The sequence below is a fragment of the Niabella ginsenosidivorans genome (assembly GCF_001654455.1).
Taxonomy (GTDB): domain Bacteria; phylum Bacteroidota; class Bacteroidia; order Chitinophagales; family Chitinophagaceae; genus Niabella; species Niabella ginsenosidivorans.
Window position 1 is genome coordinate 3035295 of record NZ_CP015772.1, and the last position, 25590, is coordinate 3060884.

Genomic DNA, 25590 nt, shown 5'->3' on the forward strand with positions numbered 1-25590 from the left:
GATCTTATTATCAAACTACAAAATTTCTTTTAGTTGTTCAAAGCTCAACATCGTGGATGGACGGAACCGGTCTGAATCCATATAACGCAGGATGCTGTAATACAATTGCCTTGCAGCCGGGTCTTCCTTTAACTGATCCAACGGGCACATGCAAACCAGCAATTTTCCTTTACCCGCGCTGCATTCAAAGATCAGTCCCAGCTTATGGTTCCGGTCAATATTATCGATCACCTGTACCAGCGGCCTGTAACCAGACGGCAATGCATCAAGGATCAGCGGCCGTGCCTGCTTTACAATGGTCCACCATTGCCAGCTGGTATAAAACTCCGTTGGAAAATGACTGAACAAGGGTAACTCCGGCCGTGTGAAAATACCCAATGTACCAGCTGACTGCGGTCGCTGTTGTTTTTCCGCCGCATCCTTAAACACCTTCCAGTTCCAGAATTCACTGATAAACTGTCCTCCTACTGACCGCTTCTTTATGCTTTCCTGTTCCGGGAACAACAATACTTTTGCCCCTGCTTTTAATTGTGTGATGGTTTTATCATCCAGTTTCTCTGAAATGATCACTCCGGTGGGAATGGTCAGTTGCAGTCTGGACGGATATACCCAGATGGGGCAGCTATTGTGGTAAGCCGTACCTTCTATCTCCAATTGCACCATTAGTTTTGTGGCTGCAGCAATATTATATAAAGGAAAAAGAATCGTTCCAACAGGTATTATAGCCTCGTTTCCTTTTGCGATCTGCAGCTTCCCGCTTTTCAGCAGCCGGTGCCCCGGGCCGGTTATTGTCCAGCGGATGGTCTTCCCGGAAAGATCCTGCGGACTGTAGTTCACCAACCGGATATCCGCGGAGAACTGTTCATCGTTTGTCCAGGTATATTTGTCCATCAGCACCTGCAATGTACGGTCATTACAAAACTGCCGGAAAGCCTCCGGGCCAACCAATCCTTTGCTGCGCATAAAAGCATTCAGCAATCCCACCAGTGCTGTACCCTGACCAGGGAAATCCTGCAGGTCCAGTAACTGAAAGCCCCCGAAGCCAGGTGTTCCCAGGGCCATTTCAATTTCCCGCTGGTACAATTGCACTGCCAGCATGCCCGATGCCTTAAAGAAATCAGCAGCCTGATCACCCATTCCTGCTTGCTGTAAACGCCTGCGAAAGATCTCCAGGTTTACCGGCTGAAGTACGCCGGTATATTGCGGTATCTCCGTATAATCCGGATAGATCTGGTACTGCCCCGCTTCATGCCCCACCACCGGCAACCGGTAAGACCGGATGGCTTCGCTGTAGTTGCGCCGGGTACCGGGGCGCATGGTATTTAAAATTCCGCTTCCGATATCTTCTGTTGTAGCAAAACCACCCCGCACATCAAACCAGCCATCGGCGGTTTCTTTACCGGTACGCATCGTTACCCAGAAATCATCTGAAGTACCCGGGTGCGGATCGTTATAAAAAGCATTGGAGCCAATGGCATAAAGCCGCCGGTTGCCATCATATGCCCGCAGTTCCTTTATCATTCTGCCTGCAACAGCTTCATCTCCTGCCAGCTCATTTCCCAGCGACAACATTACAAAAGAAGGATGGTTCCCGTAGGCATCCAGGATGGCTTTACCTTCCTTATACTGGAACCGGTTCCGGAAACTGTCCTTACTGCTGAAGTTTGACCAGTTGGGCAACTCTGCCTGGATATAAATGCCTTCAATATCTGCGGCTTCAAAAGCCGCTTCCGGTGGTGTATAGGAATGAAAACGGTAATGATTGATGCCGTACTGTTTTGCGATCCGGTACAGCCGCTGCCACTCCGCAGTAGTTGCGGGCGGAAATCCTGTTAAGGGGAATACACAGCTTTCCGTTTTTCCCCTCAGAAAAGTGACCCGGTTATTAATACTGAATTGTGTGCCTTTTGGCCGGAACGTACGCAGGCCGGCATTCAGCGTCAGACTGTCTGCAATACCCTTCTGATCGTACAGCGTTACCGTAATGCAGTAAAGTGCCGGATGGTATTCGTCCCAAAACAATGCTTGCTGCCCCAGCTTATAATCCAGCAGCAGAGCGCTATCCGCCTTATAAGAAGCCAGGTTGTACCACTGCGTTTTTGCCCTATGCCGTTTGGTGGTATTCCATGCAGTAGCCTGTATTCTTACCCGGGCCGTTTTATAATTGGCGTAACGACCGCTTAAACGGATCCTGAATTGAAACAGCCGTTTCTCCGCATCCGGTTGCACCCTGACCTGTTCCAACCGAAAACGGTTACGGCACTCAATGAATATATTTCCAATAATGCCGTTCCAGTTGGTTTGCGTATGTACGCTTAATGCATGTGAACCACCCACAGCAAAAAGCGAAGGGGTATTATCTACGCAGATCGTTAACAGATGCCATCCGGGTTCCGCGTTATTGAGTTCAAAGACCTGAGCGGCAGACAACAGCCTGCTTTTACCTGCCGGCACTCCATCCAGCCACAAAGTCGTTGCTTTGGTACGCTCCAGATGCAGCGTTACCTGCTTACCCTTCCAGGCTGCCGGTATGCGCACCCGTTTCTGATACCAGGCTTTGCCGGTATAAGACCACAGTTCATTCAAATGTTGCGTAGTGGGTTGAGTATTCCTGATACCCTTATGCCATAACGCCATAGAACCGGGCAGAGGTATTGTTTCGGTAAACAGACTGTCCATCCAGTGCCGGGCAATTCCAACGCCTTCCTGATCCATACGGAAGCCCCAGCTACCATTCAGGAAAATGCGTTCCCCGATGGGTGACTGTGCATTGCCATACGTGCACAACAACGTGCACCAAACAATAACGGCTATCCGTATTCTTAAAAAGTCTGTCCTCATAAAAACGGCCGGCAATCCGGCAAGCATCCTCCGTATTTCATGTTCAAACATAGCATCAACCTGTTGTAATTTCAATGGCTAATCTTCGGAAAAAGATAGATTTTCTGATGTTGAGTTCAATAGGGCTTCTGTGGGACATGAGCGACTTGTGGGAAAGATCGACTTTTATTAATTATAAAAAGTAAGTATACTGGCAAAGCGTCCAGTAATAGAACACCAAAAATTGTTGCTCAAAACCTATACACCAAATGAGCCATTTAAAGGATATTTACGAGTTGCAACATGACAAGTCGGCCCGGGATCTTAAGTTCTTTTTTATAAGCAAAGGTCAGCAAGATGTTGTAAAAGTGATTCAATATGCGTTTGTACAAAAATTAAATGGCAGAAATGTATATAACCTTGGCTTTGGTGATTATGATTTAGATAATGATGCCATTCTTCATCATGTAAATACTATTTTAAGTACTATTCCTGTTTTCTTTAAAAATTTTGGAGGCAGCATCTTAATGGTACAGGGCAATGACGGAAGACCGGAGTTTGTTGAGCACTGTAAATCAACATGCAGAAAAAATGCCTGAACGAATGCAAAAATTATAACAGAAGAATTACTATATGCCGTGGATACATTAATAAGCATTATGACGAATTAATAGCTGATTATCATTTTCTTGGTGGCATTAAAGATCAAACACAGCATATTCTGTTAGGACCTTATGAATGTTATAAAGCATATGATTCTGTATTTCTTTTTCAAAAAAATATATAATTTTGTTGCATGGAAACTAAAAAGACAAAATCAAAAAAGTTGGTAAAGGTAACTGAAGCCGGGCTTTTGTCTTTAATTGCCGCTAAACTTAAAGGCAAGGTTTTATTTCCCCAAAAAGTTGAAGATGCAAAAAGCCATTTGCAGAAAGTAAAAATTACATCTGCATAAAGTAAACGTATAAAATAAATTTTAAGGCGTCAGCAACTGACGCTTTTTTTATTGCAGCCAAGTAAAATTGGAATAACGGTTTTGGCTCCAGTCATTCCAGATCCAACAACATATTCAGCCCCGGCTACGTTTGTTACCGCTTCATTCCCAGTTTCCGGTACCGTTGTAATGCTTCAGTATAATAATAATCGGCATAGATCAACGGCACATCAATGTCTGCTTTCCTGGGATAGTTGCCCACCCCATGTTTCAGGAGAAAACCGCCGTTCCCGCCGATAGTGGCACGATATGCCGGTGAACAAAGGCTTTGCAGCATCTTCTCCGCCGCTTTCATATAACCTTTACTTTCTTTTAAAGGCGTATACGTAGCCAGCTCCAGCAGGGCTGAACAGATAACGGCACCGGCCGAAACATCCCTGGGCGCATCGGGGATGCCGGGGGCATCAAAATCCCAGTAGGGTATTTTATCTGCCGGCAGGCGCAGATGCTGCAGCAGGAAGCGCGCAATATGCCGGGCCTGCTCCAGGTACTTAGGGTCACGGGTCTCACGATAAGCCATGGTGTACCCATAAAGGCCCCAGGCCTGTCCCCGCGCCCATGCAGAGCTGTCTGCAGCGCCCTGCACTGTTTGCTTTTTTAACACGCTGCCATTTGCCGGGTTATAGATCACCAGGTGATACGAACTGTAGTCCGGGCGGAAATGATGCCTCATAGTTGTATTGGCATGCGCTACCGCAATGCGGTAGAAGGAGGAATCACCGGTCATCCGGGTAGCTTCAAACAGCAGTTCCAGGTTCATCATATTATCGATGATCACCATGAACCTGCCGGGATCTGAATCCCAGGAACGGATACAACCAACCTTTTCATTGAACCGGCTTGCCAGCGACCGCGCGCTGTTGATCAGGATCGTTTTGTATTCCGGCTTCGGCGCCAGCCTGTTGGCATTGCCAAAAGAGCAATACATCATAAAGCCCAGATCATGCGTTGTTTTATTGTATTGTTCCTTTGCCAGGACGTTTAATTTTTGTAAAGCTTCCTTGTACAAAGCGCTATCCTTTGTATACTCAAAAAGGTACAGTAGAGCCCCGGGATAAAAACCACCTACCCAGGGTTCGGAGCCACTGGTTACCAGTTTGTCTTCTTTGGCATACCAGGTAACCGGGAAACGGGCTGCATCCAGCCGCTGCATCATTACTTTATATTGCTGTGCCGATTCATTGATGCACCGTATGACTTCCCGCTGCAGTTCTTTCCGGGTCTTTACCTGATGTTGTCCGTTTAACCCATTCAACAAAAAGCAACATAAAAGTAACCCACCAATCTTACGCACCCCGATTTTATTCATAATATGCTATTTAGCTTCAACAATCTTGTTTTTAAGGCAAATGTATTTGAACCATTAAACAATTAAGATCACTAATCAATACGGGGAACTATCTTTTCAACCTAAAACCATTTCATAATCCGTTCTGCGATCAGCCGGTGCCCCTTTCCGTTAGGATGGTTGCTTTGCGCCATATAATCACGAAGCTGTTTTCCGCTCCGGGCCTGTTCATAAAAAGCGTCATAGCTGTCTGCAAGGCCGATCTTATATTTTGCGGCAAGCTGTATCAACTGCCGGCGGAACTGATCCAGGATGTTACCCGGCTTCAGGATATCCACGGTCAGATCCGGGGATGGCGTCAGCAGGATGATCTTTATTTTCTTTTTCAGCGCCCGCCGGATCATTTTCTCCATAGCGATCCGCGATGCTTCCGGCCCAATGGCCCGGTCGTTCAGGGCGTAGTCGATGAACAATACATCCGGGCGATGCGGCAGCACCTCTTTCTTAAACCGCTTCTGCCCCTGTACAGAGTTTTCTCCCCCAATGGAAGTAGTGATCACATTGATCACGGCATCGGGGTATTGCTCCTTTAATTGCTGCAACACCTGATGCGGATAGGCTTCCAGCGTGTGCACCGCGGGGGTTTGAAAATACCCGCTGGGCACAGAATGCCCGTGAAACACCAGGTTGATGGTGCGGTTAGCCGGCCATTTCTTTTTTAATTCGGTCTTTATATCGTCCAGATAGGTTTGCGGATCTGCCTGCGCTATTCCGGCCGCAGCCATATGCAATGCAAAAAAGAGTAATAATAAACGAGCGATTCTTTTTTTCATTCTTATTTTTTTAAATTTCATTAATGCCGGCAGCTATCGTAGTGCCATCCTCCGGCAGCTGCAACTTCCATTCCTGTCCGGCTATCTGTACTATCACCATCCCGCCCCTGTGCAACGGATCGCTGACATATAATTTTCCTTTGTTGAGAAGGATCATGCAGGGCCGGTCCGTTTGCAGGTAATGCTGCTGATCCAGCATCAGTTTGCCCGGTGCATAAAAAGCGGCCATCACCACACCATCTGAAAACCGTATTGCCTGTATGGATTTGTCATTCTGCAATACGTTCCAGTCCGGTTTTGAAGCCAGCTTTGCTGCCTGTGCTGCAGTTTTAGCGGCACTTAAAACATAGCCGCAGGATTGCAGCTGCGGGTGCCACATTACCGGCATGAAAACGGCTTCACGTACCGTATCCCGGGATTCTGCATTATTGATGGCGTACCAGGTTCCGGAAACGTTCTCCGCATGCAGCTCCACAACAGCCGGCTGAAGCGGTATATACGCAAAGCCCGCATGATGGATCCAGCGCACATTAGTAAGCCGCCTGACGCCATTCCATACTACCTGTTGCTGACTGTTGATCGTAACAGGGCCGCGCAAACGGCATTGATCCAATGCAGTGTAAACAGTACCAGGCAACTGCCTGGTTTTCAGATCCGCTATCAGGCAGATGACCTTATCCTGATAGCAGGCCCAGAGCTTACGGGCTTCCAGTGTTTGTTTTCCGGTAGTATCTGTAACAATGTAGTGCATGGCCGTTACCCCATACATTGAATCCCCAACACTGCCCGCAAAAGCCTGCCGGTTCGCCTGATAAGCGCCTTTAAAAGCAGTAATCCCGGGCAGGTGCGCCCAATCCCATACCGGCATCAGATCCGTATATTCCTTACCATCCCTGATGAGATAGGCATCGCCACTGTTGAGCAACCGTCCTTTAAGATTTTCATGGTTGATGGACTCGGTGGCCAGTGTACGGGTGGAGATGGTTTTCAGAAAAAAACTAAAGCTGTTCCGGTGGTATGCAGTAAAATCAGAATAGGGATAATAGCGGAAACCCAGCAGGCTTTCCCTGCCATTCTGGATATTGCTCAGTCGGTCCCACTCCGCCGCTCCGGAGGGCTGCAGCTCTTTCATAAAAGGTATTAATGCACGCACGTCTGCACTTTCCAGCTCTCCTTTTCTTGAGGCCGAGCGATCCATGGTTCCGGGCACCGTGTAAATGCCCCGGGCCATCCATTGCCATCCGTTCAGCATCATTCCGGTGAGCAACGCTACCTTTTCCTCCGGAAAGGCCAGCGTTGTACCTTTTAACTGCCATGCAATGCGGAGGCTTTCCCATAAAAAAGCTTTCCCGTACTGGTACATCTGCAACCGGTGGCCATGCTGCTGAAAACTGTAATCCGGCTGAATGCCCTCTGTTGTTCCTGTTTTAATTTCCCGAAGGATGAGGTCTCTGCATCGCTGCACCAGCTTTTCATCACCGGTAAGGGCTCCGTAATGCATCCCCAGGTCGGCGCACCATACCAGGTTGCCCGCAAGATAATCCTCGTGCACCCGCAACTGGTTCAGCACTTCCAGTGCCTGCTTCATACGTTGCGGGCTCAATTGTTTCCGGAGCAGGATGAGGATATCCCGCATATAACGGGGAATGCCTATTTCATTGTGCCACCAGTTAGTGCTCTGGTACCGTTTCAGCAGCCAGTGGTCGAGCGCTTTTTCTATTGCGGCCAGCAGCAGGGCGCTGTTCCGGTCCGGTGATGCCGGAGCTGCCCAGCACAGTGCCATATCGCGTATGCGCTTCAGGTGGTCCGGCACTTTCCATGCCGCTGGCTCCTTATCATTATAATCAATATCCGGCCAGCGGCCATCCGGCTCCAGGGTACGGATCCAGCCGGTAATACTTTTTACGGGCAATATACCGGTACGGAACAGGTACTGGCTGTACCGGTTCAGCAGGGTGTCCGCCTGTGCCTGTGCACCTGCCACTAACAAAAAGATAAAAACAATATTTAAACCGATCCTGCGCATATACTATTTTTGTGATCTTCAAAAACCAGTGCCCCCTTATTTTCCCAGGGCCCGGTAACGCATCAGCGCCTCAATATAATAATAGTCTGCATAAATCAGCGGTACATCTACCTCAACATTTCCCGGCACTCCGCCTGATGCATGTTTCAGGATAAACCCGCCGTTCTCACCGGTTGCAGCGCGGTAAGCCGGTGAGGATAACGACCGGAGCATCCATTCCGCCGCATGCAGATAACGACCACCCGTTCCGGGATCAACATATCCTGCCAGCTCCAGCAGCGCAGCAGCCGTAATGGCCGCCGCCGATGCATCGCGGGGAACCGTTTTATATTTTGAAGGATCATAATTCCAGGGCGGATCAAATCCTTTCTGGCCCACATTAAAATCCCAGTAAGGGATCTTATCTTCCGGCAGATTCGGATGACTAAGGAAAAAATCGGTCATGCCTTTTGCCGTTTGTAAAAAACGCGGATCCTTTGTTTCCCGGTATACCATGGTAAACCCATAGATGCCCCAGGCCTGTCCGCGCGACCAGGCCGAATTATCCGAAAATCCCTGCTGTGTTTCCCGGCTCTTCACCGCTCCTGTTTCCACATCATAGTCTACTACATGATAGCAACTGAAATCGGGACGCACATGGTTCTTCATGGTCATCTCCGCATGTTTTACTGCAATGTCTTTGTAGAAGGACTCTCCTGTTGCCTTTGATGCAAAGAACAACAACTCCAGGTTCATCATATTATCAATGATTACCGGAAATTTCAGGATCCGCTTTCCATCAAGAGATTTTACCTGGTCCCAGGACTGGATACATCCCACTCTCGGATCAAACCGGCGGGCCAGTGACTGTGCCGAGCGTACCAGGATGGCTTTATCTGCCGGGTCACCAAACAACCGGTAGGCATTGCCAAAACTGCAATACATCATAAAGCCCAGATCATGATTAGCCGTTACCGTTTTCAACGGCTCCATCTTTTCCAGTTTTGCCTTTGCTTCTTTTAATAAACTGTTATCATGCGAAAACTCATACAGATACAATAGTCCGCCGGGATAAAAACCACTGGTCCACGCATAAGGCGTTGCCGTTTGTAATTTTCCGTTCTCAAAGGTCCTGGGCCATTGATCCGGCTGCAGCCGCTGTTTTAAATAAGCGTACTGGCGCACAGAAGCCTGTAAACTTTCCGTTACTACTGCCTGCAGCCCCGGATCGGGTTGCAGCCGGTTTTGTTCCTGGGCATCTACCAGGGATGGCATTACACCCCAAAACAACAGGCTGCTTCCAAGTAAGATCTTCTTTAAACCATTCTTTATATCGTGCTCAAAATTCATCCCATTATTTTTTAAATAGCTGCTGCAACAAAGCCGGGGGCACTTCTTCCGTGGGAGCAAACGCATTGCTGCTGACATACCGTTTCAGACTGTACAGTAATTGCCGGGCCACAGGGCGTTGTTCCATCTGGTGTTTCAGATCGATGGCCGTAACCAGCAGTTTGCCTTTACCCACGCGTGCTTCAAACACCAGGCTGATCTTACGGGGATTGTTCCAGTCCGGGATCATTTGCACCAGCGGTTTAAACCCGAACGGAAAATGATCCAGCACCACAGGCTTTGAATGCGCCACAAGATCCCACCACTGCCAGTCGGAATGAAATGCCGTAGGAAAAAACTGCAATGCCGGATGCTCCGGGTCACAAAGTATGCCCAAAAGATTGGGGGGCATGCCGGACCATACGGTGTTCCAGGAAATGCCGGAGAACCCCGGTGCCACATCGGAGCGCAGTTTTGCAGTATCTGCCAGCAACAGCACGCTGCCGCCTTTCTCCAAAACCGTTGCCACCCGCTTATTCCAGCTATCGGCCACCAGTACCTTACCCGGGTCTGCTTCCGCCTCCTGTTTTTGCGGGTATACCCATAGGTTCCAGTCATTACTGTAAGAAGTACTACGGATATTAATCGTAAGCTTCAGCTGTGTGGCGGTCTCAATTTTATCCAGTGGCACGGAGATCTCCCCTAATGTAAACGGGCTTCCTACCGGAATATCAGCCGGGGCAAAACTCCCCGAAGCATATACTTTTCCATCCGGGAAACAAAGCCGCCATTCCCCAACAGTGCCTTTCAATACCGCGCTGTCAAAATTAGCAAACTGCGCCGTAGCTGTAAAGGTCTGCGCATTCGTCCACGTAAAAGATGCGGTACGTAATAAAGGTACCCGTGTGTTTTGAAATTTGTGGAAGGCTGCCGCAGTTACATAGGGCTTGGGGTCCCAGAAAATATCCACCACGCCCACGGGGGCTGTGCCCTGGCCGGGAAAATCATTCAGCTGTAACATATGATAACCGCCCAGTCCGGGTGTACGCAGATAAGACTCCACTTCTTCCTTCTTCAGGATGACCTGGAACTTCCCGGAAGCCATCATGAAATCTTCTGCCTGGTCCAGCATATTGCGTTCGCGCAGCAGTTCCCGGAACAGTTCATAATTATAGGGTTTTAATACACCGGTATACTTCGGAATCTCATTAAAGTCCGGATATACGCACCACTGGCCGACCTCATGCGTGATCATCGGCACCTTGTTTTTGATCACATAATCTGAATAATCATACCAGGTATCCAGCGCTTTTACATTGAACCGGCTTTTCAGCCCTTCCTTCCAGCGGTGCGGACGGGCACCATACAGCACGTGGTAATCGTTTGCATCGATCAGGGGATATGCTGCGCTTCCCGTATAGAGCCTCCGCGGGTCCATTTGTTTCCAGTGGGTGACCTGTGCCGTAAGGAATTCCTTTACTGTTGGCCCTACCAGCTCATTGCCTTCGCAGAACATAATAAAGGACGGATGATTGCCATAGGCATTTAAAATCCGCTCCCCTTCCCTGCGTAAAAAACCGTTCACAGCGCTGTCTTTTCCAACAGTAAACCGCCAGTCGGGATTTTCCACCTGCAGGTAAAAGCCCAGTTCATCGGCCGCCTCAAAAGCTGCTTCCGGCGGGCACCAGGTATGAAAGCGCATGGCGTTCAAACCATAATCCTTACAGGTGGTGAAGATCCGGATCCACTCCTTTTTATCTGTGGGCGGATAGCCCGTAAGCGGGAATTCTGAAGAGTTCACGGTACCTCTTATAAATGCGGGCCTTCCATTAAAAACAAAACGGGTGCCCTGTGTGGTCAGCTCACGCACACCAAATGTCACTGTGGTAGCATCGTTATACCGGTGGTCTTTACCCGTTGCATTCAATGTCAGCTGTAACCGGTAAAGCGCGGGATCAAATTCATCCCATAACTGTACAGGTGTTCCCAGCGGAATCTCCGTTGTAACGGTGATCAGGAAATCTGCTCCGGAAAAACGGATCTCCTTTTCCGGCACTGACTGTGGCTTTGCTGTATGTACAACTGCACCATTGCACTGTATGCTTCCCTGCACTGATTTACCGGTGGTGTTGCAAATGCTGACAAGCAGCCGTACTGTTCCTTTCGCGGCATCCGGGTAAGCCTGTACATCTGCGATATGTACTCGGTCAAAGGCCCGCAGTTCTATCTTTCCAATGATGCCGTTCCAGTTGGTTTGCGTTTCTGCACTGATGGCATGCGCATATTCAATATCGTAGATCTTATCATTGTTGACCCTGATCCGTATTTTATTTTTCTTACCGGGCCGTAACAATGACGTGATCATATAGCGGTGGGGTACGGAAAGACTTTCCCGTTTGCCCGCCGGCTTATCATTGATCCATACATCTGTTTGCCAGTGCGCCCTTTCAAGGAAGAGCTCTACTTCCTTATCTTTCCACTGCTCCGGCACTTCGATCTCTTTCTCATACCAGGCAATGCCCTTGTATTCAAAGGCGCGTGTTAAACGCAGTGAGGTCATGCCCTGGGTCTTGTACCCCTTGCCCGCCTGATCGGTGGAACCAGGCAGTGTGATCGTTTCTGCCAGCGGTGGCAGTAACTGCACCCCATTGCTGTTTACGCCGGTTTCAAAGGGGTCCAGCTTAAACTTCCACACCCCTTCCAATCCTAATGTGTTACGGAAGGATAATTTATTTTGCTGCGCCTGTATTGTAAACACACTGCCCAGCAGTATTGCTGTTATCCAGTAAACAGGAATTCGTTTCATCATCTGCTCAAAATTGTTACTGTTATTGCCGGCACATTCCGGTTACGGTTACTACTGATTTAGGAGGCAGCCGCATTTCATTTGGCTGTACCACTGAATGCTTCAGGTTCTGTATACGGTCTGTAGTATACACCCCAAGCGGCTGATGTTCTATACCCTTCAATTGTACGGACTGTTCCCGGTCCTCCGGGTTGATCAGCACCACAACCGTCTTCTTTGTATCCTTCTCCTTATACGCCGATACCAGAACGTTCCCGGCTGCTGCCTTGCCGGAGACCGTTACTGTAATCCGTTTCATTCCCGGCCGTATAAAACGGGCAAAGTTCCCAAGCGCCCAAAGCTGTTTTGAATCTGAAACGATCCCATCTGTTTTGCAGGCTGAGGCGTCTATTTTACCGGAAGGCGTGTTGATGTATACCAGCGCATCGCTGTAGTTATAAGGGCTCATGGCCAGCCACCACTGCCAGGAAGTGGCATTGGCAACGGTCAGATCATAATGGATGACTTTAGCAACATACAATCCGTAGTCAATACCGGTATTGCGTGGTGCGCCCCTGTATTGATTACAGATATTGCCAAGAATACCGAACTCCGTTTGCCATACCTGTAAGGGTGCAAGCTGCTGTGCCACTGAACGCACCTGCTGCCGGATGCTAACGGCTGCTGCATCCGGACAGGTTGTAAAATAACTGTGCGCAGAAATAATGCCTGCTACCTGCGGCAGGCCGCCGATGTAGGTGGCGGCGCCCGGCGTAAAAAACCGGCGGGCCTGATCGCCACAGCCTTTTTCATTTTTGCCAAAGACATAATCCCACTGGCCCGCCTCGCCCACCACGATCTTTGCAGGAACATTTTTCATTTTGAGCGCAATCGCCTTCACCAACGCAGCAATCTCCGTGTTCAGGGCCTGTGTGCCTTCCTGGCCGGCACCATCGGCCTTGCCCCATTTCCATTGGGGCTCATTTACCGGGCTCAGGAAATCAAATTTAAAATGAGCAGTTACTTTTGCCAGAAAAGCAGCATAAGCCCCCATCATTCCCTCCCGGATATTCATTCGCGTTCCTCCTGAAGCATTATAGGCTTTTCCGTTCTGCGTCATAAACACAGGAGGCGTTAATGAAAAGCCCAATGTGTACGCCACCCCCCGTTTCCGCGCCGCCTGCAAAAACCATTGCTGACCTTTTTGCTTTTTCCAGTTGTAGGAGCCATCTGCATTTATAAAACATTCTTCCCGCCGCCATTCATCTTTTATATTGCTTGCAGTGCCCTGCTCAAAACTTCCGCCACCGATGTTAAACCGCCATAACGAAAGTCCAATGCCTTCCGGGCTTCCATCCCTTAATGTATCCATGCTGAAAAGCAGGTCTGCAATCCGGTTCTTTTTCTGTTCATCCGGCCAGTTGCCCACAAATTTTGCGGTCCAGCAATCCGAAGCACCAAAGCTGTGTATGGTCTGCTGTTCCTTTGATGGGTATAGTGTCACTACTATTTTATCCGGTGGTTCAACGGTGCCGGCCCTATTGTCCGCCGGCTTTTTATCACAGGCCCAGGGGAGCGACAACACATGCAACAGCACAAAGACACATCCTGCCTTTTTTACTGCTTCTTTTATTTTTTTCCGTTTGCTTTCCGATCTGTTTTTAAAAAATTCCATCCGATTGTTTATTCACGTTTAAAGTCCTTTTGGATATATTGCACAGGGACATGTACCACGGCAACCTTCCCCGCTATCTGTACGAACCATAAAAACGTTATGCGCCAGATCCTTCCCTCCTTATTATCGCTATTCCTTTTCTTAATTTCCTATCCTCACAATCCGGAACCGTTGTAACACCAGGTCATAAGAGGCTTTATAAGTACCTGCCGGACTGGTTGAAAAGCCCCAGTTGGCGCCACCGGAGCTGGCACCCACAGCCCCTACAATAGTGATCAGATCCCCATAATCATCTTTCATGACTGCCCTGGCTGCCGACAGGCGGAACCATCCCTTGCCCCATACATCCCCGCCCAAAACGGCCAAAGGCGCATTCAGGCTCATATTTGACGATCCCCCGGTGGTTTGGAAGGTGCCGGCAAATAAATATTTATTATCCGGGTCACGCATCAGTTTGGGTGAAGTGGCCGCTTCGGTCCACCCGCCTGCACTGCCGGTAACGGTAGGCCCTGTTACGGAAAGATACTCCCAGGGACTGGCATCGGACCATCCCGGATATTTCAGGGCATCTGCCGGTAATGTGGGCGTGTAAGGTGTAGCACTTATTGTACGCCTGGTCATATCTACAGTAATGTGGTAATATCCTTTCTGTGATACCGGCAGCTTAAAGCCCGCCTGTTGCAGGTCTACAGTAAGTGTTCCTGGTGAAGCCGCGCTTGAACCTATGACATTTTCACCATCCAGTGTATAATTGATCCCGGCCTGTGTGCCACCGGTGTTGTTAAAGGGTTTGTCATTACCCAGGAACGCAATAAACCGGATATTTTCCGTTCCTGCAGCGGGGTAATAGTAATCGATCAGAAACGTATTAGCCCCCTGTTTTTTCATGGAGTAGATCGTACCGATCCCCCGGCAGCCTCCTGCCTGGTCGTATCCCTGCCCGGTCACTTCTGCGGCATTCTGTGCATCGGACAGATAAAGACGATCCACATATCCTACGCTTACCTCTCCGCCCATCGTCTTTTTATTGCCGCTTGCATCCGTAGCCCGTATAATATACTGGTACAATCCCGGTTTTCCGGCAGGCAGTTCCAGGCTTTTTGTCAATGTGTATTGTTTTTTAGCAGCGCTGTCTTCCGGTGTAATCATTTCGTAATGCTCTACCGGCTGGCCATCCGCAGTCTCTCCCCACAGCTTGATCTCGATGTTATCAATTTCCCTATCACTGATTTTAGCTTCAAAATCAACTTTAACAGGCACTGCCGAAAATCCCAGGAATTTGGTCACCGCAGGTTTCACCACCTCTATATCCGGCGGCAGCTCATCAGGATCATACCCGGGGATAAGGTTTTCAGCCGAAAGATCCTCTACTGTTACATATTTCTTGATCAGACCACCCTGTGTATTGGTGATCAGGAACTCCAGCTTATGCTCCGTGGGATTCACATCCTTTGGCACCGGGAAGCTGTCCTTTATAGAAAACGTCTGTTGATCGTTGACATTAAAAAGCGTATCCAGTTGCCACTCGCTGTTCCGCATCTGCACCTTTTTTATTCCCTGCTCATCCTTTATAGTTGCCTGTACGGCCACTTTGTAACGGGGCCCGATCCAATGCAGGCGGGCAGTAGCACCCTCCAGCACCGGCAACGGGGTGGTGCTGCCTTCAGGAAAGGTGAGCGCCTTGTTGCAGGCAGCAAACAGCCATAATAGGGCTAAACCCGTCAATAAGCTGCTATATATTCTTTTCATAACCGGACTATTTTAAAATTCAATAAAGTTGATTACCTGTAAAAACCATTAAGAATACACGGAATATTAAGACGTAACTATTCTTAGTGGTTCCTGCACACAACGTAACAACATAACGATCAAAACCCTGATCCGCTTTGCCACTACCAACCGGGACTTTGTGTAAGATTTCCTTCACTTTTTAACACTTCCGGTTCAGGAATGGGATACCAGTACATCTTTGGCTGAAAAACCCGGTCCTCCGCTTTGCGCACCAGGTATTTGAACGTACCCTCCGGTGTTTTGGTGATCTGCATGGCCATCAGCGGCAGGTTTTCGGTCTGCTCTGCAATCTTCCATCTCCGCACATCAAAAAACCGGTGCTCTTCAAAAGCCAGTTCTACCCGGCGTTCATTACGGATATGCTCCCGCATCTCTTCCTTTGAAAGACCCGGAGGCAGCAGGGGCATGTTTACGCCCGGCCGTTGCCGCACCTGATCTACTGCTGCTTTCGCCGTCATAGAATAACCGCTGGCCGTTTCAGGGCCATATGCTTCATTCATGGCTTCGGCATAGTCCAGCAATATTTCTGCATACCGGAAAAGCACCCAGGTATGTACACTGCTGGTATTTTTTTCAAGATCCAGGCCCTCGTCTACAAACTTGCGTAAATAATATCCGGTGGTTGTAGCATTCAGTTTCCCCAATCCGTCCAGACCACCTACCCAGCTTTCTACCGGGCGACCTTTGAAGCTTGTATTATTGGTAAGGATCGACATACCCAAACGCGGGTCTCTACCCGCATAAGGATTGGCAGGATCATAGCCGGAGCCTGGTTCGCCGATCGCCATACCGGTGGCTTTCATCTCATAAGCATCCACCAGGTTTTGAGAGGGGCAGGTACTCCCCTGTCCGCCCTGGCTGTACCCCACCGGGTAGTTCATCCGTTCAAAATCATTACGGGCCCAGCCCTGTATGGCAAAGATTACTTCCGTATTGCCATCAGCACCATTGCCCAGGCGGAACAAACCGCTGTAACTATTATGCAGCCCGTATTTACCTAATGCGATCACGTCATGTGCTGCTTTGGCGGCAGCGATCCATTTTGCAACATCGTTGGAAGGATTGTTCAGCGGACTGGCAGCATACAACAGCAGGCGGGCTTTCAGCGCCAGCGCTACCGCCTGTGTAATGCGCCCCCTCCATTTCTCAGATGAAAAACCCACCCAGGTGTCCTTTAACTGCGGATAGACACTGTCACATTCGGCTTTTATAAATTCGGTGCACTCATCAAATGTTTTGCGTTTGAATTGTTTCAGTTCATCATCCGTGTAAGTGGACTTATCGACCAACGGTACACCACCATACCGTTTGATAAGCTCAAAATAATACAGGGCCCGCAACAGCCGTACTTCTGCCCGCAACCAGGCAATGTCTTTTACATTGGCCTCGTAACTGCTTTTGTTGGCAGGGTCCAGGGTATCGCGGTAGATGATCTGCTTATAGTTCTCAGAGTTTTCCAGGAACAGGTTGGCCCTGCGGATGCCCTGGTAAAAAAAGCTCCAGCAGTCTTCCGGGTTAGACGTTGCCGTCCAGGTACCGGTATTGTATTTCTGGATGGCAGATGAGGGGATGGCATGATCCGCTTCATCACAGGCGGAAGCCAGCATGGCATTATCAATCCGCTGAAAGCCAAAACGGTTATACAGGAAGGCATACACGCCGAAGCCTGCCTGCTGCATACGGTCGTAGTTCACAAACACTTCATCTTCCTTGTAATTGGATTCCACCTCGCGGTCTAAAAATTTCCTGCAGCTGCTGTTTGCCATAATCACCAGGAGCACCAGACAACTGATCCAGACCGGTTTTATATTTGTTGACCTCATCTGTATATTTTTTATTGATTTCAGCCAGATGGAATTCCGCATAAAAATTTTTATACTATATTTCATTCGCTGCCTGTTTTAAAATTTGACCATAATTCCTGCCGACCATGATTTCAGCACAGGATATCCCTGCCCCAGCATTTCAGGGTCCACATCTACTGCCAGGTCATCCCAGGTAACCAGGTTCAAACCGCTCACAAATATTTTTGCCTGTTCCATCCCGATCTTCTTTACCAGGTTTACGGGGAACCTGTAGCCCAGCTCCACATTTCTCAGCCGGATAAAATCGGCATTGCGCACCCAGAAGGCAGATGGCTGATAGTTATTGGGATTGGCCTGTGTGGTCAGCCGCGGATAAGTGGCGGTAGCCTGTGTTTCCGGTGTCCAGTGCCCGTTCACCGCCCAGTCCAGAATATTGGCATTGTTGATGAACGGCTGGAATAAATAACCGTTCAGGTAAACGCTCTTATCGGCCACGCCCTGGAAGAATACATCCAGGTAAACATTTTTGTAGGATACCCCTGCCTGTATGCCGTAGTTGATCTCCGGGTAGTTTTGTTTACCGATCGCGACCTGATCATTCTCATCTATTATGCCGTCATTGTTCTGGTCCTTATATTTCAGATCGCCGGGAGCAACAATAGAAAACGTTTGCACCGGGCTGGAAGCAATATCACTTTCATCCTTAAAATAACCAATGGCTTCCAGGCCAAAGTATTGTTCTACCGGGTGCCCCTGCCGGTAACTGTATGCTTCCTTTCTGGGGGTTTCCCAGCTTTCTTTAATAGTATTGTGCGCGTAGGAGAACTGCCCGCCAAAATAATAATTCACGGCACCGGCATCCTTGCGGTACGTTGCAGCTACTTCAGCACCGGCATTATTCACCTTACCCAAATTGGCCATTGTTCCCGAAGTATAACCTGCCAGCGCAGAAGTAGTGGCAGACAGGTCTACCAGTATATCCTTCCGGTATTCTTTAAATACATCTGCCGTAAGGCTTAACCGGTTATTGAACAATGTTGCATCCGCACCCAGGTTATAGATCATTGAACGCTCCCAGGTAATATCAGGATTAGCCATTGCCAGTTGTACCAGCCCATTGTACCAGCTTTGCCCCGTTCCGAAATAATAGCCCTGGCTGCTGGCCACTCCCCAGTACTGATTGTAATTAAACCGCGGAGCGCCTTTGTCATTGCCCACACTGCCGGCAGAAGCCCTTAATTTCAGGTAGTTGATCCATTCAGTGTTTTGCAGGAAAGGTTCTTTATGCAGCAACCATCCTGCGGACAATGCCGGGAAAAAACCAAAGCGCTTACCGGGTGCATAATTTTCAAGACCACTGTAGGAAAAGACTCCCTCAGCAAAGTATTTATCCCTGTAGCTATAGGTCAGCCGCCCGGCCAGGTTCTGCATGGCAAAAGGAGAAGCATTGCCAAGCACCGTATATTTATCCTGCTGGAAGAACACCATACCGCCCAGTTCGTGCGCTCCAAACCGGCGCCCGTAGTCCAGCCCGCCCTGAAAGATGATCCGGTTATTTTCATAGTCGCCGCCGGTCACTACGGTCAGGTCCGTATCCAGGCTCCGTTGCAGGTAATATACCGAGTCCTGGCCGCCGGCCCCTTTTGTCCATATGGGCTCATAGTAGGCGTAAGTGCGGGTTTTGTCATAGCGGTTCTGTAACAAATTATCAAACAGCACCGCGCCAAATACTTTCAGCCCCCCGGTAATAAAATCCAGTTGTTGGGTCAGGCGCACATTCATCTGGATGTTCCGGTCGTGCCGCGACTGGTAGCCCCTTTTTAAAAGATCGCCCAGCGGATTGGAGGGAAATGCAGCGGTTCCCGTGATGTTCCCGTCCGGCGTCATTGCCGGGTACAGGTTGGGTGCATAGGTAAGCATGTTCTGCCAGAAAGTGGCCGTTGCTACCGGTGGAAATTTGCGGTCCTGTATATTACCGCCAAGCCCTACCTGTGCCGAAAGTGTTTTTGTGAGGTTCACATCCAGATTGGCGCGCAGGTTGAGCTGGTTGTACCCGATGTTGGCATTATGCTCCTGGTCCGTATGCGCATACAATCCCTGGTTGTTCAGGAACCCAAGCATCACAAAATATTTTGCTGTTTGGTTACCGCCGTTAAAGCTTACCGTGTAATCCTGTATGGGCGCCTGTTTCCGCAACAGTTCATCCATCCAGTTCACATCCGGGTACAGGTAAGGATCTTTTTTCTGGCGATAGCCTTCCAGTTGTGCATCGGTATACAATGCCGGCAGGCCATCATTTTGCAGCGCCTCATTGTACAGGCGGGCAAAATCATAGGAAGACGCCATTTTGGGCAATTGTGTGGGAGACTGCATTCCATACCGCATATTTAAATCAATATGGGGTTTATCAGAAATAGTTCCTCTTTTTGTAGTAACCAGCAGCACTCCGTTCCCTCCCCTTGCCCCGTACATAGCCAGTGCTGCGGCATCCTTTAATACGGATACGCTTTCAATCTCATCCGGCGATAAAAAACTGATGCTGTTTACCTGTATGCCATCAACAATCAGCAGGATGCCATTATTCAGCGTGGTATGCTGACCGCGGATCAGGACAGCAGGGTCATCAAATCCCGGTGCTGTGCCGGTATTGGTAATGGTAACGCCCGGAAGTTTTCCTGCCAGTGCGTTTGTTAAGGTGGCGACCTGCGTTTTTTTAAGCTCTGACCCGGTAACGCTTGAAACAGCGGCATTGCTCTGGTCTTTGGAAAGTGTGCCATAAGCTACCCTTACCGATGAATCGGGGTTTACATTGTACTGAACCGATTGTGCATGAACAACATTCCAGAAGAAACCGCAGCACAACAGCAACCCTATTCTGAGGCAGGGCGTTGCCATAAAGCTCTCTGCCTGATATATTCCTGATTTCATTTTCATTACATTCCTTTTGTGCGTGTACTTTTTTAATACCGTTTCCGGATCACCAGCCGGGGTTTTGCTGGATATAGCCCAGGTTCACTTCACTGATCCGGAACGGATACAGGTACATCTTATCATTCCATACCCGGTCTTCAAATTTTTCCAGGTGATAGGTAGGATTGGCACCGCCCACTAAGCGCAACCCGTACATGCCTCCTTTCATTACTCCTTCATTCCCTGCAATCCTCCACCGCCGCACATCAAAATAGCGGTGCTCCTCAAAGGCCAGTTCCACGCCCCGCTCCCGGTGGATCTTCGCACGCATATCGTCCTGGTTCGTATAGGTATAATCCGGCATGTTCACCCTTCTGCGCACTTCATTCAATGCCCAAACGATCTGGCCCGCATCCCCGTTCATCTCATTCAGCGCTTCGGCGTAGTTCAGGTAGAACTCCGCAAGGCGGAAAGTGATCCATTTTGGCGGTGGATTGGAGCCATTGCTTACCCCCTTTACAAATTTTCTGAGAAAGCCCACACCATTATAGGCATCCAGCAGTTTGCCATGCTGTTCATAAAAATGGTAGACGGTTCCGGTACCTCTTGTCCACTCTTCACCGGAATAAAATACAGATGCCTGAAAACGCGGATCCAGCTCTTTTAATTTCCTGCGGTACTGCTCATAGGGATAATCCACCCCTTCCTGTTCATCCCAGGTCTGATCCGTGCCGTCTGTTTTTTGATAGAACTTTGTAAAATTCAGTGTAACCCCGATATTGATGGGATCTGAGCCGGTATAGACAACGGTTCCGGGCGTCATAAACCGGACGAAATAATTATTGGTGCTGGTGCCCATAAGGCCCGCATCCAGAATAGTCTCATTCACGCTGGGGTTGATAAAGATCTCCTCATAGCGGTCTACGGGATTGCTTTTTCCTTTATACAGTTCGCACCAGCCACTTTCGTTGGCCGCCCAGTCCAGCACCGCTTTGCTGGCATCGGCCGCAAGTTTCCACCGGTTGGGGTCATAGCTGGTGTAACCGATCAGCTCCCGCAGCCGGGCATCGCCTACCGGCACATAGGGCTGGGCAGTGTTGAACAGCGGACTGGCCGCATACAACAGCACCCGGGCTTTTAATGCCAGTGCCGCACCTTTTACAATACGGCCCCTGTATTTGCTTTCATAACTGTTGGGTAGGTTTTTAGCCGCTTCGTCACAACTGCTCACAATAAAATTTACTGTTTCCTCATAAGTGCTCCTGGGTATGCGCACTTCAGGTATGTCGTCAGCACTCCTTACTTTTAATACTTTATCAACAATAGCAATGCCGCCCAGGCGCTGCATCAGGTCAAAATGCATGAGTGCCCGCAGGAATATCGCCTCTGCCTTCATGGAGGCTTTTTCCTCATCTGAGAAAGGCGATTTGTCAATATTTTCAATAAAAATATTGGCATTGCGTATGCCCTTATAGCAAAACTCACTACGGAACTCGTACCAGTATATATCGCTGGAGCTCCAGTTGCCTTTATTGAATGCTTCTGCGCCGGTAATATTGGAATAAGCATCCGCCTCATCATCCGCTGCGGCAACAATGGTATAGGTTGCACCATAATGATAAAAGCCGTTCTCTCCGGAAGCCCAGTAGTAGGGAAATTCAAAAATGGAACAGGTACGGTATACGCTCCACAGGAATTCTTCAGTGCGCTCCTTCGAGGCAAAAACATCTTCCAGTTTAATATCGCTGCTCTCCGGCTTTTCCAGGTACTTGTTACAGGAGCTGATGAGCAGGCATACAATGCTCCATACAATCAGTTTATTTATTATGCTTCTTTTCATATGAAAACTGTTTCATTAGAATGAAAGATTGATACCGCCGTTAAACACCCGCATGGGAGGATAGGTACGGCCCCATAGCTCACGCGCATCCGGGTCTTTGCTGTATTTGAGATGATCCCGTGTAATCAGGTTGTTGCCGCTTACATAAACGCGCAGACTGCTCATGCCCATCCGTTTTAATGCTTTTGATGTAAAGCGGTAGCCCAGCTCTACGTTTTTCAGACGGATGTACGAAGCATCCTGTATCCAGAAACTGGAAGGCTGATAGTTGTGCTGTTTGTCCGGTGATAATTCCACCCGGGGAAAAGAAATCGGGTCCCCGTTTGCATAGCGCTCCGGTGTCCAGCGCTCCAGGTGCCACTTCTGGGCACTTCCCCAGGAAGATACAAAGGGATAGGCAGCCGCAGAAGAAAAGCTGGCCGACACATGATCCGTTCCCTGTACCAGCACGCTCAGGTCAAACCCTTTCCATGAAAAACCACCGGACATGCTATAGGTGATCTCCGGCCAGTCGGAATAGCCAACAGGTCCCATATCGTCTTCATCAATGATCCCATTACCATCCAGGTCTTTGTATTTCATATCTCCCGGTTGCAGTCCGGCTCCTTCCCATTTTGATTTTGGCCGGTTGGGATCGTTGATCTCTTCCCAGGTATTATAAAACCCTTCAAAGGTCAGCCCAAAGTATTGCTCAAGGGGTTTACCCGTACGTTTCAGGTAATCATATTTGCGGTCCGGTTCATCCTGGAAAATGATCTCGTTACGGGCAAAGGAATAACCGGCTTTTACCCAGTATTGCACCTTGGCCGTTTGCCCGGTATAACCCAGTTCCAGTTCATAACCGTGATTATTTACCTTACCGATATTGGCCGGCGGCAGCGTGGCCGCTACCAGTTCCGGAACGGTAGAAAGGTACCAGAGGATATTGTCTCTTTTTTCTTCAAAATAGTCGCCGTTAAAAGAAAGATGATCATCAAGGAACTTCAGTTCCGCGCCAATGTCCATCTTCTTTGATTTTTCCCAGGTTACATCCGGGTTGCCAATAGCCCCTTCATTGTATACATTGTAACGGGCAAAGTCTACACCGGGGTTTCCGAACACCACAGCCTGGTATCCCCCGTTATTGAGGCTGTATGGCGGGTCCAGATACAGGTAGCGCTGCCCCCCTATTTCATCGTTCCCGACAATCCCGTATGAGCCGCGGAATTTTACAAAGCTGAGCCATCTGTTCTTTGGGAAGAAGGGCTCATTGGAAAGCACCCACCCAAAAGATACAGAAGGAAAGAAACCAAAGCGTTTTCCGTCAGGAAAATTTTCCGATCCATTGTATCCCATGTTCAGCTCAGTAAGGTAGCGGTTCTTATAGTCGTAAGTAACTCTTGACACCATGCCCAGGTATACATGCGGCAGTTTGTACAGCAGGCTGGGCCGCACTTCACGGGAGAAGTTTCCCAGCACCAGGCCGGAAACATTATGCCCGTTAAAGCCGCGTTTGTATTCGATGGCAGCTTCGGTATACACTTTCCGCCACTTGTTGTTATCGCCCACCGCTTCAGAGATGCCGGTAAACGGGCCGTCATCAGCGCTTTGATACAAACGGTATCCTTCCGGAGCAGAAGGATCTTTCATAACGGTCCATTTGGGAAAGTTTTTGCTTTCTGTTTTGTTTTTCAGGTAATAGCTGTCATAGGCACCCATTGCCCGTACGCTCAACCCTTTTGTGATCCGGTCCAGCTTATAAGTGAGCTGAAGGTTGGTATTGAGCGTGCTGGAATATTGTTCTGTTAAAAACGCACCGGAAGCACTTGTAGGCCCTGCATCGCCCCAGGGATTAAAGTTGGGAACGGTACCCGGTAAGCCGATCACCCGTTCTATATACTTCCCATCTATGAACACGGGGCTTGTCATTGGCGGGCGGTTGGCCGCTTTGTCAAAGGCCGCCCAGGCGCCACCATTGGGGGTGGTATTATCCGTGATCTGGTTACCCAGCTTTACCTGGATCAGCAGGTCCTGGCTCAGCTTAAAATCAAAATTCATCCGTACATTATACTTGTCATAATTCTGCTTATAAGGAAAGCCCAGGCTTTGTTCGGGCTGCTGATAGCCTCCGCTCTGGTTAAAATAACCAAGAGAGGTATAATAGCGCACTTTTTCTGTTCCACCGGAAACATTGGCATTATAGGATTGCTGGAAGGAAAGGGGTTTGATCAGCTCATCAATCCAGTTGTTGCTGGGATGAAAAACAGGATCCGCGCCCGACTTGTAGAGCTCCAGGTCTTCAGGTGTAAAGGTTACTTTATCCGCGGCAATGCCCCCGTTACGTTCCGCTTCGTTCCGCAACACGGCATAATCGTAAGAGTTCAGGTATTCGGGCAGGATGGTGGGTTGTATTGCCGCAGCATTGGCGGTAACATTTACCTGCGGCCGGCCCGTCTTGCCCTGTTTGGTGGTGATCAGTATTACACCGTTTGCGCCCCGTACCCCGTAAACGGCGGTGGAGGAGGCATCTTTTAATATACTGATGGATTCGATCTCGTTCGGGTCAAGGTTATTATAGGTATCCCGCTGTACACCGTCAATGAGGATCAGCGGGCTTCTTCCATCTGCATTCAGGGTAGCCATGCCCCGGATCAAAATAGTAGCCTTGTCATTACCAAACTCGCCCGATGTCTGGATGGCCTGTAATCCCGGTGCCATCCCGATCAGCGCATTACTGATACCGGCAACAGGGGCTTTTACCAGGTCGCTGCCCGATACCGTGGCTATGGCACCAGTAACCGTGAGCTTTTTTTGTTCACCATAACCAACCACCACTACTTCGTCCATCTCCTTTTGTTCGGCGATCAGCATTACATTGATCTGAGACTGCTGGCCCACCGGCTGTTCCAGTGTTTTATATCCCACCAGTGAAAAAATAAGCACTGCATTGCTGACATCATGTGGCACTACCAGAGAATAGCGTCCTTCCTGGTCTGTAAAGGCACCGGTTCCGGTTCCTTTAACGGTAATGCTTACACCCGCCAGCGGCGCGCCGGTTTTCTGATCGGTTACAATACCTGAAACAGGTTGCTGTTCTCTATGCAAGGTGCCGGTAAAAGTACTACCGGTAGCGGCAGTCCGGGCACCCGATGCAACAACCAGGAACATGGCAAAAAACAATCTTAATAACATAATAGCCGTTTTAATATAATATACAGGTATTGTTATCCTCACCTGTTTTACCTGCCTGCGGGAGCATACGTTTTATCCGGATTAAAGACCAACCGTTATCTAAAAGCAAGCTGAATTTTTATTTCTGAGATCTATACTTACTATTACTACCCGACTTTATTTTCTTATTAAAAACATTGTATGGTATGATTTAATAAGAAGACAAAAATGAAACTCCGTCTTAAAAACCGGTTTAAGCAACTTCGTTAGTAACTACACAGCAGTAGCGTTGCGGACGACCCGTTTTTCCACTCATCATTCTCTTTCATCCATGGATGTAAAATTCCTATAAAATGAAGGCCAAG

The 25590-nt window shown here is 49.0% G+C and carries 14 protein-coding genes; 2 read left to right on the forward strand and 12 right to left on the reverse strand.

Going from position 1 to position 25590, the window contains the following annotated elements; genetic code table 11:
- Nucleotides 1-15: 15 nt before the first annotated feature.
- Nucleotides 16-2892, reverse strand: a complete 2877-nt coding sequence (locus A8C56_RS12625) for a sugar-binding domain-containing protein (protein WP_084490188.1) — start codon at nt 2890-2892, stop codon at nt 16-18.
- A 197-nt stretch (nt 2893-3089) separates the two neighbouring features.
- On the opposite strand from A8C56_RS12625, the gene A8C56_RS12630 reads away from it, so the two are divergent.
- Complete coding sequence (locus A8C56_RS12630) at nt 3090-3419, forward strand: DUF6934 family protein (RefSeq protein WP_067756553.1); 330 nt, start codon at nt 3090-3092, stop codon at nt 3417-3419.
- Between the two features lie 197 nt (nt 3420-3616).
- Nucleotides 3617-3775, forward strand: a complete 159-nt coding sequence (locus A8C56_RS24485) for a hypothetical protein (RefSeq protein WP_157097969.1) — start codon at nt 3617-3619, stop codon at nt 3773-3775.
- Nucleotides 3776-3908: 133 nt separating this feature from the next.
- Here the strand turns inward: A8C56_RS24485 and A8C56_RS12640 are convergent, their stop codons facing one another.
- The 11 genes from A8C56_RS12640 to A8C56_RS12690 form a co-directional block, all read right to left on the reverse strand.
- Nucleotides 3909-5123 (reverse strand): glycoside hydrolase family 88 protein, encoded by a 1215-nt coding sequence (locus A8C56_RS12640; protein ID WP_245645448.1) that lies wholly within the window; start codon nt 5121-5123, stop codon nt 3909-3911.
- A gap of 101 nt (nt 5124-5224) precedes the next feature.
- Entirely contained in the window at nt 5225-5935 is a 711-nt protein-coding gene (locus A8C56_RS12645; protein WP_067761973.1) for an SGNH/GDSL hydrolase family protein, read from the reverse strand.
- Nucleotides 5936-5945: 10 nt separating this feature from the next.
- Entirely contained in the window at nt 5946-7961 is a 2016-nt protein-coding gene (locus A8C56_RS12650; protein WP_067756559.1) for a polysaccharide lyase family 8 super-sandwich domain-containing protein, read from the reverse strand.
- A gap of 36 nt (nt 7962-7997) precedes the next feature.
- Nucleotides 7998-9290: a glycoside hydrolase family 88 protein gene (locus A8C56_RS12655; protein WP_071609338.1), complete on the reverse strand. Its 1293-nt coding sequence runs from the start codon at nt 9288-9290 to the stop codon at nt 7998-8000.
- A gap of 4 nt (nt 9291-9294) precedes the next feature.
- Nucleotides 9295-12078 (reverse strand): sugar-binding domain-containing protein, encoded by a 2784-nt coding sequence (locus A8C56_RS12660; RefSeq protein ID WP_084490189.1) that lies wholly within the window; start codon nt 12076-12078, stop codon nt 9295-9297.
- A gap of 19 nt (nt 12079-12097) precedes the next feature.
- Nucleotides 12098-13729 (reverse strand): glycoside hydrolase, encoded by a 1632-nt coding sequence (locus A8C56_RS12665; RefSeq protein WP_245645449.1) that lies wholly within the window; start codon nt 13727-13729, stop codon nt 12098-12100.
- Between the two features lie 141 nt (nt 13730-13870).
- Nucleotides 13871-15478: a hypothetical protein gene (locus tag A8C56_RS12670; protein ID WP_067756566.1), complete on the reverse strand. Its 1608-nt coding sequence runs from the start codon at nt 15476-15478 to the stop codon at nt 13871-13873.
- Between the two features lie 143 nt (nt 15479-15621).
- Entirely contained in the window at nt 15622-17343 is a 1722-nt protein-coding gene (locus tag A8C56_RS12675; RefSeq protein ID WP_067761977.1) for a RagB/SusD family nutrient uptake outer membrane protein, read from the reverse strand.
- Between the two features lie 78 nt (nt 17344-17421).
- Nucleotides 17422-20253, reverse strand: a complete 2832-nt coding sequence (locus tag A8C56_RS12680) for a SusC/RagA family TonB-linked outer membrane protein (RefSeq protein ID WP_245645450.1) — start codon at nt 20251-20253, stop codon at nt 17422-17424.
- A gap of 49 nt (nt 20254-20302) precedes the next feature.
- Nucleotides 20303-22075 (reverse strand): RagB/SusD family nutrient uptake outer membrane protein, encoded by a 1773-nt coding sequence (locus tag A8C56_RS12685; RefSeq protein ID WP_067756570.1) that lies wholly within the window; start codon nt 22073-22075, stop codon nt 20303-20305.
- Between the two features lie 15 nt (nt 22076-22090).
- Nucleotides 22091-25246, reverse strand: a complete 3156-nt coding sequence (locus A8C56_RS12690) for a SusC/RagA family TonB-linked outer membrane protein (RefSeq protein WP_067761979.1) — start codon at nt 25244-25246, stop codon at nt 22091-22093.
- Between the last annotated feature and the right edge of the window lie 344 nt (nt 25247-25590).

Coding starts and splice junctions, on each gene's coding strand:
- A8C56_RS12625 (WP_084490188.1), bottom strand. CDS start 2,892: ATGTTTGAACATGAAATACGGAGGATGCTTGCCGGATTGCCGGCCGTT.
- A8C56_RS12630 (WP_067756553.1), top strand. CDS start 3,090: ATGAGCCATTTAAAGGATATTTACGAGTTGCAACATGACAAGTCGGCC.
- A8C56_RS24485 (WP_157097969.1), top strand. CDS start 3,617: ATGGAAACTAAAAAGACAAAATCAAAAAAGTTGGTAAAGGTAACTGAA.
- A8C56_RS12640 (WP_245645448.1), bottom strand. CDS start 5,123: ATGAATAAAATCGGGGTGCGTAAGATTGGTGGGTTACTTTTATGTTGC.
- A8C56_RS12645 (WP_067761973.1), bottom strand. CDS start 5,935: ATGAAAAAAAGAATCGCTCGTTTATTATTACTCTTTTTTGCATTGCAT.
- A8C56_RS12650 (WP_067756559.1), bottom strand. CDS start 7,961: ATGCGCAGGATCGGTTTAAATATTGTTTTTATCTTTTTGTTAGTGGCA.
- A8C56_RS12655 (WP_071609338.1), bottom strand. CDS start 9,290: ATGAATTTTGAGCACGATATAAAGAATGGTTTAAAGAAGATCTTACTT.
- A8C56_RS12660 (WP_084490189.1), bottom strand. CDS start 12,078: ATGATGAAACGAATTCCTGTTTACTGGATAACAGCAATACTGCTGGGC.
- A8C56_RS12665 (WP_245645449.1), bottom strand. CDS start 13,729: ATGGAATTTTTTAAAAACAGATCGGAAAGCAAACGGAAAAAAATAAAA.
- A8C56_RS12670 (WP_067756566.1), bottom strand. CDS start 15,478: ATGAAAAGAATATATAGCAGCTTATTGACGGGTTTAGCCCTATTATGG.
- A8C56_RS12675 (WP_067761977.1), bottom strand. CDS start 17,343: ATGAGGTCAACAAATATAAAACCGGTCTGGATCAGTTGTCTGGTGCTC.
- A8C56_RS12680 (WP_245645450.1), bottom strand. CDS start 20,253: ATGAAATCAGGAATATATCAGGCAGAGAGCTTTATGGCAACGCCCTGC.
- A8C56_RS12685 (WP_067756570.1), bottom strand. CDS start 22,075: ATGAAAAGAAGCATAATAAATAAACTGATTGTATGGAGCATTGTATGC.
- A8C56_RS12690 (WP_067761979.1), bottom strand. CDS start 25,246: ATGTTATTAAGATTGTTTTTTGCCATGTTCCTGGTTGTTGCATCGGGT.